Origin of the sequence: Pseudophaeobacter profundi (assembly GCF_029697505.1) — a bacterium.
Classification (GTDB): domain Bacteria; phylum Pseudomonadota; class Alphaproteobacteria; order Rhodobacterales; family Rhodobacteraceae; genus Pseudophaeobacter; species Pseudophaeobacter profundi.
The window spans coordinates 69844-87545 of record NZ_JARJEF010000001.1; the positions used below are offsets into that span (position 1 = coordinate 69844).

General features: G+C 59.6%; 17 protein-coding genes. 10 read left to right on the top strand and 7 right to left on the bottom strand.

What is annotated here, in order from left to right; genetic code table 11:
- Positions 1–54 precede the first annotated feature (54 nt).
- On the bottom strand, positions 55–1185 hold the full coding sequence (gene tgt / locus P2081_RS00340) for a tRNA guanosine(34) transglycosylase Tgt (RefSeq protein WP_278920894.1): 1131 nt from the start codon (positions 1183–1185) through the stop codon (positions 55–57).
- Positions 1186–1382: 197 nt separating this feature from the next.
- On the opposite strand from tgt, the gene P2081_RS00345 reads away from it, so the two are divergent.
- From P2081_RS00345 to tpiA, 6 genes are all read left to right on the top strand, one after another.
- Positions 1383–2273 (top strand): SPFH domain-containing protein, encoded by an 891-nt coding sequence (locus P2081_RS00345; RefSeq protein ID WP_278920895.1) that lies wholly within the window; start codon positions 1383–1385, stop codon positions 2271–2273.
- Entirely contained in the window at positions 2273–2560 is a 288-nt protein-coding gene (locus P2081_RS00350; protein WP_278920896.1) for an NfeD family protein, read from the top strand. The genes P2081_RS00345 and P2081_RS00350 overlap by 1 nt, the downstream gene beginning before the upstream one ends.
- 401 nt (positions 2561–2961) lie before the next feature.
- The gene (locus P2081_RS00355; RefSeq protein WP_232400616.1) at positions 2962–3324 is read left to right on the top strand and encodes an SUF system Fe-S cluster assembly protein; all 363 of its coding nucleotides are present in this window, start codon (positions 2962–2964) and stop codon (positions 3322–3324) included.
- A gap of 107 nt (positions 3325–3431) precedes the next feature.
- A complete protein-coding gene (locus P2081_RS00360) occupies positions 3432–4673 on the top strand; it encodes a glycerophosphodiester phosphodiesterase family protein (RefSeq protein WP_438826518.1) in 1242 nt (413 codons plus the stop codon).
- 138 nt (positions 4674–4811) lie between these two features.
- A complete protein-coding gene (locus P2081_RS00365; RefSeq protein ID WP_278920897.1) occupies positions 4812–5171 on the top strand; it encodes a HesB/IscA family protein in 360 nt (119 codons plus the stop codon).
- A gap of 118 nt (positions 5172–5289) precedes the next feature.
- On the top strand, positions 5290–6039 hold the full coding sequence (gene tpiA, locus P2081_RS00370; RefSeq protein WP_278920898.1) for a triose-phosphate isomerase: 750 nt from the start codon (positions 5290–5292) through the stop codon (positions 6037–6039).
- 186 nt (positions 6040–6225) lie between these two features.
- Here tpiA and P2081_RS00375 read toward each other — a convergent pair whose 3' ends face one another.
- The 5 genes from P2081_RS00375 to P2081_RS00395 form a co-directional block, all read right to left on the bottom strand.
- Entirely contained in the window at positions 6226–7644 is a 1419-nt protein-coding gene (locus P2081_RS00375) for a TRAP transporter large permease (protein WP_278920899.1), read from the bottom strand.
- On the bottom strand, positions 7644–8324 hold the full coding sequence (locus P2081_RS00380) for a TRAP transporter small permease (RefSeq protein WP_278920900.1): 681 nt from the start codon (positions 8322–8324) through the stop codon (positions 7644–7646). Before P2081_RS00380 ends, P2081_RS00375 begins: the two co-directional genes overlap by 1 nt.
- A gap of 145 nt (positions 8325–8469) precedes the next feature.
- The gene (locus tag P2081_RS00385) at positions 8470–9471 is read right to left on the bottom strand and encodes a DctP family TRAP transporter solute-binding subunit (RefSeq protein ID WP_278920901.1); all 1002 of its coding nucleotides are present in this window, start codon (positions 9469–9471) and stop codon (positions 8470–8472) included.
- A 328-nt stretch (positions 9472–9799) separates the two neighbouring features.
- A complete protein-coding gene (locus tag P2081_RS00390) occupies positions 9800–11035 on the bottom strand; it encodes a sigma-54-dependent transcriptional regulator (protein ID WP_278920902.1) in 1236 nt (411 codons plus the stop codon).
- Entirely contained in the window at positions 11032–12795 is a 1764-nt protein-coding gene (locus P2081_RS00395; RefSeq protein ID WP_278920903.1) for an ATP-binding protein, read from the bottom strand. The genes P2081_RS00390 and P2081_RS00395 overlap by 4 nt, the downstream gene beginning before the upstream one ends.
- An 88-nt stretch (positions 12796–12883) precedes the next feature.
- Here P2081_RS00395 and P2081_RS00400 point away from each other — a divergent pair, with 88 nt between their 5' ends.
- On the top strand, positions 12884–14065 hold the full coding sequence (locus tag P2081_RS00400; protein ID WP_278920904.1) for a cytochrome P450: 1182 nt from the start codon (positions 12884–12886) through the stop codon (positions 14063–14065).
- Positions 14066–14304: 239 nt separating this feature from the next.
- Here P2081_RS00400 and P2081_RS00405 read toward each other — a convergent pair whose 3' ends face one another.
- Entirely contained in the window at positions 14305–14772 is a 468-nt protein-coding gene (locus P2081_RS00405) for an Lrp/AsnC family transcriptional regulator (RefSeq protein WP_232400602.1), read from the bottom strand.
- A gap of 156 nt (positions 14773–14928) precedes the next feature.
- Between P2081_RS00405 and cobA the strand changes: the two genes are divergently transcribed.
- From cobA to P2081_RS00420, 3 genes are read left to right on the top strand one after another with little or no spacing between them, the layout of a single operon-like run.
- Positions 14929–15735 carry a uroporphyrinogen-III C-methyltransferase gene (gene cobA, locus P2081_RS00410; RefSeq protein WP_278920905.1) on the top strand — a complete coding sequence of 269 codons (807 nt, stop codon included), beginning with the start codon at positions 14929–14931 and terminating at the stop codon, positions 15733–15735.
- The gene (locus tag P2081_RS00415) at positions 15735–16043 is read left to right on the top strand and encodes a DUF2849 domain-containing protein (RefSeq protein ID WP_278920906.1); all 309 of its coding nucleotides are present in this window, start codon (positions 15735–15737) and stop codon (positions 16041–16043) included. The genes cobA and P2081_RS00415 overlap by 1 nt, the downstream gene beginning before the upstream one ends.
- Positions 16036–17700, top strand: a complete 1665-nt coding sequence (locus tag P2081_RS00420) for a nitrite/sulfite reductase (protein WP_278920907.1) — start codon at positions 16036–16038, stop codon at positions 17698–17700. Before P2081_RS00415 ends, P2081_RS00420 begins: the two co-directional genes overlap by 8 nt.
- Positions 17701–17702: the final 2 nt, after the last annotated feature.

Consider the following 17702-nt stretch of genomic DNA (forward strand, 5'->3'; position numbering starts at 1 on the left):
CGATCAAGGCCACGCCAGCCCCAGGGCCGCAAGAGCGCGCCCAAAGGCCAAACCTCAAAGCGGTGCGATATCGCCCTCAGCCCGTTTGGCGTGGAAATCCTGCTGCCAGGCATCAAAACTACCCGCCGCGATGGCACCGCGCATGCCCTCCATGATGTCCTGGAAATAGCGCAGGTTATGCCAGGTCAGCAGCATACCAGAGATCATCTCGTTGCTGCGGAACACATGGTGCAGATAGGCGCGGCTGTATTTGGAGCAGGCCGGGCAGCTGCAATTCTCGTCCAGCGGACGCGGATCATCCGCATGGCGCGCGTTCTTGATGTTGACCACTCCGTGGCGGGTGAAGGCCTGACCAGTGCGCCCCGACCGCGACGGCAGCACACAGTCCATCATATCAATGCCGCGCGCCACCGCACCCACGATATCGTCAGGCTTGCCAACGCCCATCAGATAGCGCGGCTTGTCCTGCGGCAGCATGTCGGGCGCATAGTCGAGGCAGTCAAACATCGCCTCCTGCCCTTCGCCCACGGCAAGCCCCCCTACCGCGTAGCCATCAAAACCGATCTCTTTCAGCGCCTCGGCACTCTCTTCGCGCAGGTCCTGTTCCAGACCGCCCTGCATAATGCCGAACAGCGCATGACCTGGCCGATCCCCGAAGGCCTGTTTCGACCGCGCCGCCCAGCGCATCGACAACTGCATACTTTCGGCGATGCGGTCACGGGTGGCAGGCAGGGCTGGGCATTCGTCGAAACACATCACAATGTCAGACCCCAAGAGCTTTTGGATCTCCATCGAGCGTTCCGGCGTCAGTTCATGTTTGGAACCGTCGATATGGCTTTTGAAAGTCACCCCCTGTTCGGTCAGCTTGCGCAGCCCCGCCAAGGACATCACCTGAAAGCCACCGGAATCCGTCAAAATGGGCCGGTCCCAGTTCATGAACTTGTGCAAACCGCCCAGCCGATCAATCCGCTCGGCGGTGGGGCGCAGCATAAGATGATAGGTATTGCCCAGCAGGATATCAGCGCCCGTCTCGCGCACACTTTCCGGCATCATCGCCTTGACCGTGGCAGCAGTACCAACCGGCATAAAGGCCGGGGTGCGGATATCGCCACGCGGAGTTGAGATGACCCCGGTGCGGGCCTTGCCATCGCGGGCTTTCAAATCAAAGGTGATTTTTGGTGCCATTGTTTGCTATCCTTCGCCTGCCAAAGCCATTGCACTTGCCTGAGTGCACGCCTTTTGGCACGTCTCAAGCCGTCTTGCCAGCCCGCAAGGTACAGCTCATAAGATCCGGAAAGCCCCCCCCTGCCCGCAGCGCCTTGAAACGGCCTCTGGGTGGCTACATCTGTATACAATAGCACACATTACTTTAGGAGCCCCCGATGAATGAAGACATCCTCATTGGACTGATTTCCCAAAACGCCATATACCTGCTTGGCGCAATTTTCCTGATCATCATTATCTTCAAGGGGGTTCATATCGTCCCCCAATCCGAAAAATTTGTCGTCGAACGCTTTGGCCGCCTGCATTCGGTTCTGGGGCCTGGCATCAACTTTATTGTGCCGCTGCTGGACAGCGTCGCGCATCGCATTTCAGTGCTGGAACGCCAACTGCCCAATGCCGCCCAGGATGCCATCACCAAAGACAACGTTCTGGTGCAGATAGATACCTCTGTTTTCTACCGCATTCTTGAGCCCGAAAAAACCGTCTACCGGATCCGCGATGTGGATGGCGCCATTGCGACTACCGTTGCGGGCATTGTCCGTGCCGAGATCGGCAAGATGGACCTGGACGAGGTCCAATCCAACCGCGCCCAGCTGATTGGCCAGATTCAGGCTGCGGTTGAAGACGCTGTTGATGACTGGGGAATCCAGGTCACCCGCGCAGAAATCCTGGATGTGAACCTTGACCAGGCCACCCGCGACGCCATGCTGCAACAGCTGAATGCCGAACGCGCCCGCCGCGCCCAGGTTACCGAGGCCGAAGGCACTAAACGCGCCGTTGAACTGGCCGCCGAAGGGGAGCTTTACGCCGCTGAACAGATCGCCAAGGCCCGCCGCATTCAGGCCGACGCCGAGGCCTATGCCACAGAAGTTGTTGCCAAGGCGATCCAGGAAAACGGCCTCGAAGCCGCGCAATATCAGGTTGCCCTGAAACAGGTCGAAGCCCTGAATGCGCTTGGCAATGGCGCTGGCAAGCAGACCATCATTCTGCCCGCCCATGCACTCGAAGCCTTTGGCGACGCCTTCAAACTTCTGAAAGGTGGCAAATGATGGAGCTCGCAACCCCCTTCTGGGCGCTCTGGTGGGTCTGGTGCGCTGGCGCACTGATCCTGGCGATCCTCGAAGTGCTGGTCCCCGGTTTTGTCTTTCTGGGCTTTACCCTGGGTGCCCTGGCCTGTGGCATATTGCTGGCAATCCTTGGTAGCGCCGGGCCAGGCCTGCCTGCCCTGTTGTTTCTGTTTGCCGGACTATCGCTGGTCTCCTGGCTGCTGATGCGTCGCTATTTTGCCCTTCCCTCTGGTCAGGTGAAGAACTTCGACCACGACATCAACGATTGACAACAAATCCGCCCCGCCCGGACACCGGACCAGCCTTTGACGATGTACCAAGCCTCAAGAAACGGAAAGGCCTGCGCATGAAGCCGCAGGCCTTTTCTTTGCTCAATCACTTTTCAACGCGAACTTGGCAGACTTGGCTGCCCCCCCCAGTAGAGCCGACAAAAACACCCCGGCCCTAAATCGGGGTTAAATGGCGCATCTCATCAGCCCTGCTCTGCGCGACGGCATTCGCAACATATACAGTCACGACAGGGTGATGGCAGGGCAGTTTTTGTCGGCTCCAGGCAGCATTCATGACGGTGCCACCGCCCGGTTCAAATTGTCGCCAGACCCGTACAGGCACTGGACCTTCCCCGCCTGGTTCCCTATATAAACAGTCGGATTAACAGTCAGGGACCGATATGACCAACGCTTCCGAACCGCTTGAAGGTACCCCCCTCATCGCACCGTCTTCCGTCGAACACCCGCTGTTTGATCAGATCGCGGATGCCTGCAAGTCAGTCTATGACCCTGAAATTCCAGTCAACATCTATGAACTGGGGCTGATCTACACCATCGACATCAATGCCGAGAACGAGGTCAAGATCATCATGACCCTCACCGCGCCGGGCTGCCCTGTTGCGGGTGAAATGCCCGGCTGGATTGTCGATGCGGTCTCGCCGGTGCCCGGGGTCAAGGATGTCGACGTGGAAATCACCTGGGAACCACCCTGGGGCATGGAAATGATGTCCGATGAAGCCCGGCTTGAGCTTGGCTTCATGTAGCGGCCTCGCGGCAGCAAAGAGATCATAAAAACGTCACAGGATCGCGGCAAAGGGGTTACCTTTCGTCGCGATTTTTCTTTTGTATTTCATTTCATTGGAGATCTCCTTTGCGCTACGCTCTTGCCCCTGCTCTCGCCCTGTCGCTGCCGCTTCTTGGCGTCTTTGCTCCGGTCACAGCCGCCACCCCGGAGGCAGACTCAGACGCTGGCCTCAGCTATGGCCCCCGCCCCGCCCATCTGATTGCGATGCTGCCCGAGGGTGATTTGAAAACAAAGTTGCAGTCCTGCGCGGCGCAGCCCCCGCGCCGCAGCGATTTTTCGATCGGACACCGGGGCGCCCCTTTGATGTTTCCCGAACATACCGTGCAATCCAACCAGGCCGCCGCGCGCATGGGGGCAGGTATTCTGGAATGCGATGTCACCTTCACCAAAGACCTGGAGCTGATCTGCCGCCACGCCCAAAACGATCTTCACACAACCACAAATATCCTGACCACCGATCTGGCCGAGACCTGCATCCAGCCCTTTACCCCCGCAACGCCAGACAGCCCCGCCAAGGCAGAGTGCCGCAGCAGCGATATCACCCTGGCACAGTTTCAAAGCCTCACCCCCAAGATGGACAGCTTTGACAAGACCGCCACCAGCGCCGCCGCCTCACAGGGCGGGGTCGCGCCCTGGCGCAGCACGCAATACGAGGATGGCGCCACCGCCATGACCCATGCGCAATCCATCGCGTTGTTCAAATCTCTCGGGACAAAGTTCACTCCCGAGCTCAAATCCCCTGTGGTCGAGATGCCCTTCAACGGCTTTACCCTGCAAGACTATGCCCAAAAACTGATCGACGACTACAAGGCGGCAGGTATCCCTGCAGCCGATGTCTGGCCTCAGAGTTTCAACCTCGAGGTGGTGAAATACTGGATAGACAATGAACCGGAGTTCGGCCGCCAGGCAGTCTATCTTGATGGGCGCAATCAGGGTAGCGCGCCGCTTGATCCCAACGCGCCCGACAGTTTTCAACCCTCGATGCAGGACCTGGCTGATATGGGCGTGAATTACATCGCGCCGCCGCTCTGGTTCCTGCTCACGATGAAAGATGGCAAGATGGTGCCATCGGCCTACGCCCTTGAAGCCAAGGCTGCCGGGCTGCACCTGATCACCTGGACCTTGGAACGCTCTGGCCCGCTGAACGATGGCGGCGGCTGGTACTTCCAGTCCGTGCAGCCTGCGGTGCAGAATGCCTCCAGCTACTACGAAGTTCTGGATGTGCTGGCACAGGACGTGAAAATCGACGGGATCTTCTCCGACTGGCCAGCAACCGTCACCTACTACGCCAACTGCATGGGGCTATAACCGCCTGCCGCGCACCAGATCATCGCAGGCCACCCCCCGGCCTCCCCCTTCCCTGTGGCCCGCGATTTCACGCCCCCCCTCTTGAGCCTGCGCCCCAGCCGCCCTAGATAGGGTGTAACGCGCGTATTGGAGACACTCATGTTCGGCATTCCTGGCAAACAGGCTGTGACAATCACCCCAAAGGCTGCGGCCCAGATCAGCAAGCTGATGGCCAGTGGTGGCCATGCAGGCCTGCGCATTGGCGTCAAAAAGGGCGGCTGTGCCGGGATGGAATACACCATGGAATATGTCGATGACCCCGACAGCAACGACGAGGTGGTCGAACAGGATGGCGCTCGGGTGCTGATTGCCCCCATGGCACAGATGTTTCTCTTTGGCACTGAAATCGACTATGAGATCTCGCTGCTGGAAAGCGGCTTCAAATTCAACAACCCCAATGTCTCAGAGGCTTGCGGCTGTGGCGAATCCATCAGTTTCAAGGATGTGCCGAACCTCTGACCACCGCTTTGCTTGATATATGACAAGCGCGGCCAGCGGCGGCCTGCCCCTTTTGTCTGATTGCCCCGCACAGCTGCGGATGTTACCACGTGGCCAGAAACCATAAAAGGAACGGCACATGCGGCAAAAAATGGCAGTGGGCAACTGGAAAATGAACGGAACAGGCGCGGCTTTGGCCGAGCTTCAGGCCCTGGCAGCGGCACAGGGTGCAGCACGCGCCGAGATACTGATCTGCCCAGCCGCCACCCTGCTGTCGCGCGCCGCAGATGTGGTTAAAGACAGCTCAATTGCAATTGGTGGCCAAAACTGCCACGCCGCAACCGCTGGCGCGCATACCGGGGACATTTCGGCAGATATGCTCAAGGACGCCGGCGCCAGCGCGGTGATCCTGGGCCATTCGGAACGCCGCGCCGACCATGCAGAAAGCAGCGAAGAAGTGGGCGCCAAGGTCTGCGCCGCTTGGGAGGCTGGCCTCATGACCGTGATCTGCGTCGGCGAAACCCTGACAGAGCGCGAAGCAGGCGATACATTGAATGTCGTGGCAGCCCAACTCAAGGCCTCTCTGCCCGATGGGGCCACCGGTGAAAACACGGTCCTTGCCTATGAACCGGTCTGGTCCATTGGTACCGGCAAGGTGCCAAGCCTGGCGCAGATCGCCAAGGTGCATAACTTCATCCGCGCAGAGCTCACCACCCGCTTCGGCGCTGAAATGGCAGAGTCCACCCGGCTGCTCTACGGTGGCTCGGTCAAGCCCGGCAATGCCGCGCAAATCTTTGCCGTCTCCAATGTTGACGGTGCTCTGGTCGGCGGTGCCAGCCTCACGGCAGAGGAATTTATCCCGATCATTTCCGCCCTCGACGCCAGCTGACCCCCGCGCATCCTGGTGCCTCGTCAGAACGGCTTCATCTTACCGAAAAAACCTCGGGGTGAATTGGCCAGAGGCCAAGAGGGGCAGCGCCCCTAGCAGACATATCTATCCCGCAATGACAAAACGCCCCGGTAAAACCGGGGCGTTTCCTATTTATCGCATCCTCAGGGATCGCTCCCAGGCGGGCTAGTTGGTTATGATCTCAGGCCCCATCAGCGCATTGGGGATCATCGTGCTGAGCCATGGAATATAGGTCACCATAATCAGGAACACGAAGAGCACGGCAAGGAAGGGCAAAGCCGCCCGCACCACCGCCATCATCGGCATGCCCGCAACCCCGGAGGTCACAAAGAGGTTGAGCCCAACCGGCGGGGTGATCATGCCGATCTCCATATTGACCACCATGATGATGCCGAGGTGGATCGGGTCAATGCCCAACTCGATTGCAATCGGAAACACCAGTGGCGCCACGATCACCAACAGCCCCGACGGCTCCATGAACTGGCCGCCGATCAGCAGGATCACATTGACCACCACCAGGAACATCACCGGGCCGAAACCGGCCGACAGCATTGCATTGGCGATATGCTGTGGCACCTGCTCATCCGTCAGCACATGCTTCAGGATCAGCGCATTGGCGATCACGAACATCAGCGTCACGGTCAGCTTGCCCGCATCAAACAGCGCTTTTTTGGTGTCTCGGTGCACCCAAACCGATAGCAATGCCGTCGGTGCCTGCAACACAGAACGCCGCTTGCGTCCTTCGGTTTCTGCCAATGGTCCCATGTCGCGATAGACAAAGCAGGCCACAAAGAACGCATAGACAGAGGCCACAGCCGCCGCCTCGGTGGGCGTAAAGATGGCCGCTTCCTTGTACAGCCCCAGTTCCGCCGAATACCAGGGATAGCCATAGATACCGACCATGATGATCACGATCAGGAACAGGCCCCAGAAGGCCTCGCGGAAAGAGGCACCAACCTCGCCCCAACCGGCCCACTGCCCCTTGGGCATATTCTTGATCCGGGCGATCACATAGATCGTCACCATCAGCATCAAACCAGCCAAAAGCCCCGGAATGATCCCCGCCAGGAACATCCGACCAACCGAAACATCAACCGAGGCCGCATAGACCACCATGACGATCGACGGCGGGATCAAAATGCCCAGCGTGCCGGCATTACAGATGACCCCAGCGGCGAATTCCTTGGTATACCCGGCCTGGCGCATGGCTGCGATAACGATAGAGCCAATGGCCACAACGGTTGCAGGCGACGATCCCGACAGGGCGGCAAACATCATACAGGCAAAGACGCCCGCAATGGCCAGCCCCCCCTGAAAGTGGCCAACACAGGCGATCGAAAACCGAATGATCCGCTGCGCCACGCCGCCAGTGGACATAAAGGTTGAAGCCAGGATGAAAAACGGAATGGCCAGAAGGGTGAAATGTCCCTCAAAGGCTTCGAACAGGGTGCCGGCGACGCTTGCCAGCGAACTGTCCGAATAGATCAGCAGAAACAGAACAGAGCTAAGCCCCAGCGAGATCGCAATCGGCACACCGATCAGCATCAGGCCAATGACCATGGCAAACAGGAAAATCACGTCCATTAAATTTCTCCCTCGGTCGCGCGGGCCCGGGCTTCGTCCAGCTCATCTTCGACCTCATGGCTGGCAACCAGCCGGTCTGCCTCACCGCGCCACACTTGCCGCGCCGCCTGAGCAAACCGCAAGACAAGCAACAGCATCGACAGCGGCAGCACCACATAGGGCACCGCCTTTGGCAGCTTCTCATAGGAATCGCCGTAGTTGATCAGCTCTTCCAGAAAACGGAAGACCCCGACCATCGGTACATCCTGCACCTCATAAAAACTCTGCGAGCGCGCGCTGAAATCAAACCCGGTAGGGAACCACCGTCCCGAGGTCGGCGGCAGATCAGCAAAAACTGCCCAGTAGTCATAGGCCCCCTTGAGCAGCAACAGCGAAAACACCAGACAGCAGCCAGAAGCAATCAGCCCCACGACCCTGCGCGCGCCTGGGTTTAGAATATTGACGATGGCATCCACGCCCAGATGTGCGTGGGTCTTCACGGCATAGGCCGCCCCCAGAAGCACCAACCAGGCAAAAAGGAATACCGTCACCTCCAGAGCCCACAGAATATTGGAATTAAAGACGAAACGCGCGATCACATTGGAAAATGTAATGGCGGTCATCAGCCCTAGAAGCAGCGCAATCAGCGTTTCTTCCAGGGTGTTGATAAACCCAGACGGGCCGGTTCTTGCCCCCGACATATTGGTCACCCCGATGATTTTGAGAAAAGAGTAAACGCAGACTGCGGATCCATACCCAGCCTGAACTCCGGGGCGCCCAGATCATCTGGATCGGCGCCCCGGAGGCGCCCGCTCACAAAGAGACGGGCGCCTGTTTCAGATCCAATCAGTGATTGGCGTTGATCGCCTGTGCTGCGTCGATCTTGTCCTGGCCAACGTCGCCCGCGAACTGCTGCCAGACCGGCATCATGGTTTCGACCCAGGCCTGACGCTGGTCGGCATCCAGGCTGCGCACGACACCACCGGCGGCGATGATGGCCTCTTTGGCCTCTTGGTTCACCTGCGCCGATTCCGCGTTGCGGGTCGCGGTCACTTCACCAAGAATAGTGAGGAACTGTTCCCGCACGGCAGGCTCCAGGCTTTCCAGCCAATCCACATTGGTCACCACCAGATAGTCGATGATACCGTGGTTGGTTTCCGTCACCCCGTCCTGCACTTCAAAGAACTTCTTGCCATAGATGTTGGACCAGGTGTTTTCCTGTCCGTCCACAACACCCTGTTGCAACGCGCCGTACACCTCAGAGAAGGCCATTTTCTGCGGGCTGCCGCCGATGGCTTCCATCTGGGCGACCAGAACATCCGAAGACTGCACCCGGAATTTCAGGCCATTGGCATCCGTAGGTGCCACCAGCGGCTTGTTGGCGGACATCTGCTTCATGCCGTTGTGCCAATAGGCCAGCCCCTGCAGGCCGCGACGCTGCATGCTATCCAGCAGGGCTTGCCCGTTTTCCGAGGCCTGGAATTCATCAACCGCGTCGATGTTCTTGAACATGAACGGCAGATCAAACAGACGGAATTCTTTGGTGAACTTTTCAAACTTGGACAGCGAAGGCGCGGCCAGCTGCACATCGCCCTGCAACATGGCTTCCAGCACCTTGTTGTCATTGTACAGGGTCGAGTTGGGGTAGACCTCCAGGCACATGGTGCCATTCATCTCGTCGTTGATCCGCTGTTCCAGCAACGACGCCGCAATCCCCTTGGGATGCTTATCCGTGTTAGTGACATGGCTGAACTTGACGACGATCTCACCTTCGTCACAGGCCGCCTGTGCGGCACCAGCGGATACGGTCAGCGCCATCGCGGTGGCAGCAGCAGTTACATATTTCATTTCAATCCTCCCAGAATTGGTGATGTCCCCACCTGCGGCGGGGCCTCCGCCATAGAATTGCCAGTTGTGCGGGGCCACTCAAGATTTGTTTCAAATTTGGGCGGATTTCAAATTTATGCATTCTTCCGTAGTGACTTACATCGACATCAACTCCCCCAAGATATCCCACAGCTGGAGTGTTGTGCGAAATTTCGCACAGGGTTTCCGGGGTGTTGTGCGAAAATCCGCACAGAGTTCGACAATTTGGCAGCCGCCTATGCGCAAGGAATCGCCGAACAGATACCCCGCCTGATCGCACTGCACAGGGCCGCTAGGCCAGCAACAGCCGTCAGGGCCGCCGATAGTCTTCCGGCCGGATACCGTAGCGGGCCAACTTATCATAAAAGGTTTTACGCGGCAGTTTCAACGCCTCGGCTGCGGCGGCGGCCCGGCCATTCTGTCGTCCCAGGGCGGCAATCAACAAAGAGCGTTCCACCTGGGCCATCTGTTCCGCCAGGCCAAGATCGGTTGCCGCGCTCACCTCATCTGGCATGCCCAGCACAAAGCGCATGGCCGCCGACATCAAGGATCGCGCATTGCCCGGCCAATCCTGCGCCATCAGCCCGGCGAGATGCTCTTGGCTGATTTCCGGCGGCTCTATTCCCGCCTGTTCAGCAGCCTGGGCCACATAAAGACGGAACAGAACAGGGATGTCACCGGGGCGTTCCGCCAGCGAAGGAATGCGCACCCGCATCCCTTCAAGGCGGTAATACAGATCGGCACCAAAGCTGCCCGCCGCCACCAGAGCAGCCAGATCGGCGGTACTGCCGACAATAAGACGCGGCCCATCCCCCTGTTCGATCCGCTCCAACACAGCATATTGCAGCGCCTCGGACAGTGCCGAGATTTCATCCAAAAACAGCGAGCCACCTGCCGCCTGCTGACAAAGTTCAGCCAGATCCGCGACGCTAAGCCCGGCAGAGGGGGATTTGACAAAGGGCGCCTGGGCACGCGGCGACATCAGATGAATGACCTCTGCCACCTTGGGAACGCCGCTGCCCGCCGGACCGGACACCAGGACTTCGGCCAGGGTTGGCGCCACACTGCGCACCCGCGCGCGCAAGGCATCCGACTGCGGCGAGGTCCCAAATAACATGCGTGCCGCCGGGTCGCCCTCTTCCAGCTTCTGCTTGAAACTGCGGTTTTCCAACACCAGACGGCGGGTCTTGAGCGCCCGCTGCAGCGCGGCAAGCAGATCCGCCGTCACGCAGGGCTTTTCCAGAAACCCAAAGGCCCCCTGCGACATCGCCTGGACTGCCATGGGAATATCCCCCTCGCCAGTCAGCAGGATCACCGGCAGGTCCTCATCAGCGCTGCGCACATAGTCAAGCAGGTAGAACCCATCCCGCCCCGGCATGCGGATATCCGACAGGACCACCCCGTCAAATTCAGCGGTAATCAGATCCTTGGCCGCCACAAAAGAGCCTGCCGTGATGGGCACCAGGTCGTTGAGCTCAAGTGTCTGCGCCAGAGCTTCGCGCAGCGCCGCATCATCATCTACCACAAGAACCTTGCGGGTTGTCATGTCGCGCCACCGTCGTTCCAGCGCTCCAACTCTACGGTAAAGACCGCGCCGCGTTCCATGTTCTTGCCATGAATATTGCCACCAAAACTCTGCACCAACCCGTAGGAAATCGACAGCCCCAGCCCCATGCCTTCAGAACTGCTGACCACCTTGGTAGAGTAGAACGGATCAAACATCTTCTCTGGCTCCTTGATGCCAGGACCAATGTCGCGCACCGCCACCGAGAGCCGATCGCCAGCCTCTAGGGTGATGCCGATGGACCGCGTCTTCTGATCCAGCATGGCATCAGCTGAATTATTGATAAGATTAACAAAAACCTGAGTAAGCCGGACTTCTCCGCCCCAGACATAGATCGGCTCACTGCCGTCAGGCGGCTGCCAGCTCAGCGCCACCTCATCCGTCTCCAGACGCGAGGCGGTCAGCTCTACTGCGGTATTGATCACCTGCACCAGATCCACCCGCGCCATGGGCTCGTTCTCATTGCGCGAAAAGGCCCGCAGGTTTTTGATGATGCGGGCCATGCGCGCCGACATTCCAGCAATCCGCGTCAGGTTTTCACCGACCCGATCCACCTGACCGCGCCGCAAAAAGGCATCGCCGTTTTCGGCATATTGCTGGATCGCCATCAAGGGCTGGTTCAGCTCGTGGCTGATCCCGGCAGACATCTGCCCCAGGGCCGACAGCTTGCCCGCCTGCACCAGTTCCTCTTGCGCCTTCTTCAGGGCCGCCTCGGCATCCTCGCGCTCGCTCACTTCGCGGCGCAACTGGCTGTTGGTCGCCTGCAGGGCACGGGTGCGGGTCTCGACCCGGCTTTCCAGTACCGCATTGGCCTCGGCCAGGGTGCGACGACGTTCCAGTGCCAGAAAGAGGAAGGTGCCAAAGGCCAGGCACAGCGCCGCCAAGGCCAAAGCCTGTAGTGTCGCCAGCCGCCAGGCCGACGCAACATCAACCAGGATTTGCCCGGTCAAGCCAATCACCGGCAAACCCACCGTTAAATGCAGCGCGCGCCGGGGCAGATAGGGTCGTTCAGACAGGTGCCAGATTTCATGTTCACCAGTCCTGGATACCCTATAGGACAAAGAGCTGCCGTCGCGCAGCACGCCACCAGTTTCCCCCGTACCTGCCGCACCCCAAGCAGACCCGGTCTGTTGCCAAAACAGCAACTCTGGCCGGTTGGAAATAAAGACCTCGCCTGTTGCCTTGGTGAAAAAGACAGTCGGCAAAGAACCACGCCAGGTCTGTTCGACATCTTCGACATCAGCCACGACCACCAGCACCCCAGAAATACCGCCATCAGGCGAGAAATTCGGCGCGGCGTAAAAATAGGCGCGGTGGCCATTGTCCGCCAATACGGCCGCCCCGGTGCCCAACGCCCCCTGCAAGGCGCGGCGGAAATAGCCCTCAGCCGCGATGTCTTCGCCAAGCACACCTGCGGCAGAGGCAAGCACCCGACCATCGGCATCAGCATAAAGAACATCCAAAGCCGCAGTCTTATCTGCCACCCCGCGTAGCAGGTGCTGCGCCGCGCCGCGCCGCGCAGGGCCATCCAACTGTTCAAGCGCAGGATGATCCGCCATCAATACCGCAAGCTCTTGATATATCTGCAATTGTGTACTGACGCGATCAGAGGCCAGCGCCAGATCAGCAACGCTGCGCTCGGCCAGGGAATCCAACGCTTGCCGGTAGCCGTAGACCCATGTTGCCCCACCAATTGCGATTACCGCCAGAGCGAACCCCAGCAACACTGCCCATCTGTGCATTCCTGTACCAGCTTTCTTGCGCTTGTGTTTTTTCCCAGTCTAACAAGACTGGGCTTGCAAAGGCCAGTCATCGCGGCAAAGTCAGCCCATGCAAACAGTCATCCAGTCCCCGACCGACCCCGCCTTTGTGCAAGACCCCTATCGCTTTTACCAAAACTGCCGCAGCCTTGGCGGTTTGTGCTACTGGCAGGACTATGACATGCCAGCCGCCTTTCGCCGCGCCGCAGTGCATGCCATCCTGCGCGATCGCAGATTTGGCCGCGAAGTACCACCAGGTATTGCCACTGCAACTCCAGCGCATCTTGCGCCCTTTCTCGCGGTCGAAGCTCATTCGATGCTAGAGGCAGAGCCCCCCCGCCATACCCGCCTGCGCCGACTGGTGATGCGGGCCTTCACCTCGCGCGAGATCAAGGCGCAGCAAGCCGATCTTACGGCGCTGTGCCACAGCTTGATTGATGCCTTTCCCGCCGAACCCTTTGATCTGCTTCCAGCCTATTGCACCCAGGTTCCGGTCATCACCATCTGCCGTCTACTTGGTGTGCCCTGCGAAATGGCACCGCAACTCTTGGACTGGTCCCATGCGATGGTCACCATGTATCAGGCCAGCAAGACTCATGCCGATGAACTGGCCGCCGCCACGGCGGCGCAGGACTTTAGCGATTTCCTTTCAGGCTACATCGACAAACGCCGCTCCGATCCGCAGGATGATCTGATCACCCGCCTGATCCTGGCCGAAGAAGAAGGCGACAGCCTCAGCACGGATGAGTTGATCGGCACCTGCATTCTCTTGCTGAACGCTGGGCACGAGGCCACGGTACACGCCTTGGGCAATGGGGTGAAAACGCTACTGCAACAGGGCTGGGATCCCGCTCGGCTGGCACCGGAAGGCATCGAAAACCTCGTCGAAGAAATCCTGCGCTTTGATCCGCCGCTGCATATGTTCACCCGCTACGCCTACGAAGAGATCGAGGTCATGGGCCATACATTCCAGCCTGGCGATCAGGTCGCCCTGCTGCTGGCTGCGGCCAATCGCGACCCTGCCGCCGAAGACGAACCGGAGCGTTTTGATCCAACCCGCCCGGCCCGCACCAATGCGGCCTTTGGTGGCGGTCTGCATTTCTGCGTTGGCGCGCCGCTGGCACGAATGGAAATGCAGGTCGCCCTGCCGATCCTGTTTGAGCGCTGCCCGCAACTGAAACTCGCCGCCGCACCACGCTATAGCAACAGCTACCATTTCCACGGGCTGACAGGGCTGCAGGTCACAGGCTGACCTGCGGGTCAAGGAGGGCCAAAGGCCCCCCTGCATCGCAGGGCTTGTCCTTTACGCGCCAAACCCAGTCAGACTTGTTCAGGCGTCTTTGGGGCAGACCTGCCGCCAAAGCGCTTCTCAGCAGGTCTGTTGCACAAACCTAGCCCCCGGTGCCCCACCTACGATCTGCCGTCACGCCTCATCTGTCAGATCAAGGCGCGCGGTAGCGCTCCTTTGTCCTACGCCTTTTGCGATATGCCTCAGCCCTCCAACGGCAGCATGGTGGTGGATTTGATCTCTTCCATCGACAAGAGCGCGGTAACATTATGCACCCGCACCTCTGAAATCAGCGCCTGGTAAAACTTGTCATAAGCCCGCGCGTTCTGCACCCGCACCTTCAGGATATAATCGATATCCCCGGCCAGCCGATGCGCCTCTTGCACTTCGGGGCGGTCGTGCAGCGCCTTCAGAAACGACTGCTGCCACTCGGCCTCATGCTCCGAGGTACGGATCAGCACAAAGAAACAGGCCTCAAAACCCAGAGCCTCAGCATCAAGCACCACGGTCTGCTGGCCAATGACCCCGGCCTCGCGCAGTTTTCGGATCCGATTCCACACTGGCGTCTTGGAACTGCCCACCTGACGGGCGATTTCATCCAAGGATTGCCCCGCATCCCGCTGGAGCTCTGCCAGAATTTTCCGGTCCGTCGCATCGATCCGCACTGTCATTCTCAAATTCCCCCTGTTTCAGGACCATTCTATCCGGGTATGGCGACAGATAGAACAAACAACCTTATTTGGTTCTGCATATAGCGCAATGGCGGGAATATTTCCTATATCTAACACCAAGTCAAACAACAGAAAGCCGCCGCCATGACCGGTCCCATGACACAGAACACCACAGTCCCCGCGCCCAGCCGCAGCGGTATGTGCTGCCTTGTCAGCGGCGATGTGGCCTTTGCAGGCTCTGGCCCGGGCGATCCGGACCTGTTGACGCTAAAGGTCGCCAAGGCGCTGCAAGAGGCCGATGTGGTCCTGTATGATCGCCTGGTCAGCGCCGAGATTCTCGCGCTCGCCGGGGCGCAGTCCCAGTTGGAAGACGTCGGCAAAGAGGGCTTCGGCCCTTCCATGAGCCAACAAGAGATCTGCGCCCGGATGGTGGCCCATGCCCAGGCTGGCAAAAAGGTGCTGCGCCTGAAATCCGGTGACCCAACCGTCTTTGGTCGCCTGGATGAGGAACTGACCGCCTGTGAAGAGGCTGGCATCGCCTATCAGATCATGCCCGGCATCACCGCCGCATCCGCAGCGGTGGCTGGCATAGGTCAGAGCCTGACCCAGCGCGGGCGCAATTCTTCGGTGCGCTTTCTCACCGGGCATGACATGCGCGGCTTCGCCGATCAGGACTGGGCCGCTCTGGCCCGCCCCGGCGAGGTTGCCGCGATCTACATGGGCAAGAAATCCGCCCGCTTTGTGCAGGGCCGCCTGATCATGCACGGCGCCAGCCGGGCAACGCCGGTGACCCTGGTCGAAAATGCCTCACGCCGCAATCAGCGGGTGCTGGAAACCACACTGGATCGCCTGCCAACGGATCTTGCTGCTGCGGGTTTTGACGGCCCCGCCCTCACCTTTCTGGGGCTTGCCCCGCGCCACAGCGCGGCTGCCCTCACCGCATTGAACATGGAGCTTGCATAATGGCCCGCCCCTTCACCCCCAAAGTCATCACCGCCAACGATCTGCTGGAAGGCGATGTCATCTACTTCATGGCAGACAACAGCTGGACCCGTGATCTGGCCCAGGCCGAACTGATCGAAGACGAAGCCGAGGCGCAGCTGCGCCTGCTGGAGGCGGAAAAACAGAACATCCGTATCGTTGGCGCCTATCTGGCCGATGCCAAGGCCGGCCCCAACGGTCCAGAACCGGTGCATTTCCGCGAAGATTTCCGCCGCAAAGGCCCATCCAACTACAGCCACGGCAAACAGGAGGCCGAAGCCCATGTATAAGTACAACGCCTTTGACGCCGCCTTTCTGGCAGAGCGCAACGCCCAGTTCCGTGCCCAGGTCGAACGCCGCATTGACGGCTCTCTCACCGAGGATGAGTTCAAACCACTGCGGCTGATGAACGGTGTTTACCTGCAGCTGCACGCCTATATGCTGCGGGTGGCGATCCCCTATGGCACGCTCAATTCCGCCCAGATGCGCGCCTTGGCGCTGCTGGCCGAAAAGTGGGACAAGGGCTATGGCCACTTCACCACCCGCCAGAACATCCAGTACAACTGGCCCAAGCTGAACGACATCCCCGATATGCTGGATGCCCTGGGGGAGGTTGGCCTGCACGCAATCCAGACCTCTGGCAACACTATCCGCAACACCACCGCCGACCACTTTGCCGGCGCGGCCGCGGATGAGCTGACAGACCCGCGCCCCTATGCAGAGCTGATCCGGCAGTGGTCGACAGATCACCCAGAATTCCAGTTCCTGGGGCGCAAATTCAAGATTGGCATCACCGGCAGCCCCAATGACCGCGCCGTGGTCAAGGCGCATGACGTCGGTCTGCGCATGGTGGAACAGAATGGCGAAATCGGCTTTGAAGTCATTGTCGGTGGTGGCCTGGGCCGTACGCCTATGGTCGGCAAGGTCATTCGCGACTTCCTGCCCCAGGCCGATCTGCTGCCTTACCTCGAGGCCGTGCTAAGCGTCTATAACGTGCTGGGACGGCGCGACAACAAGTACAAGGCCCGCATCAAGATCACCGTGCAGGAAAACGGCATCGAAAAGATCCGTGATCTGGTCGATGCCCGTTTTACCGAGCGTCAGCGCGAATTTGATGGCACTGATCAGGCGCTTCTGGCCGAGATCAAGACCCATTTCACCCCGCCCGCCCTGCGCACTGGCAGCACCGATGCCTATCAGGCTGCCTATGACGCCGACCCGGTGTTCCGGGCCTGGGCTGATACCAACCTGGCCGAACATCGCGACAGCGCCCATGCCATCGTCACCGTCTCGATCAAAGCACATGGCGCCACCCCGGGCGATGCCAGCGCCGAGCAGATGCGCACCATGGCCGATCTTGCCGAAGAGTTGGGCTATGACGAGCTGCGCATCAGCCACCAGCAGAACGTTATCCTGCCACATGTGCATAAATCCGACCTGCCTGCGCTACACGCGCGTCTGAAAGAACAGGGGCTGGCAACTGCCAATATCGGCCTGATTTCCGACATTATCGCTTGCCCCGGCATGGACTACTGCGCCCTGGCAACAGCGCGGTCGATCCCGGTGGCACAGGAAATCGCCAGCCGCTTTGACGATCTGAAGCTGGAGCACGACATCGGCCATCTTCAGATCAAGATTTCCGGTTGCATCAATGCCTGTGGCCACCACCACGTGGCCCATATCGGCATTCTTGGGCTGGATCGCGCCGGGGTGGAAAACTACCAGATCACCCTGGGCGGCGACGCCACTGAAACCGCCGCAATCGGCACACGCACCGGACCGGGCTTTGCCTATGATGAAATCGTGCCTGCGGTGGAACGGCTGATCGAGGCCTATCTCACCCTGCGCAGCGACGCAGAGGAAACCTTCCTGGAAACCTATCGTCGTCTCGGCATGGAGCCCTTCAAGACCGCGCTCTATCCTGAGGCCCAGAAAAAGGTGGCATAGCC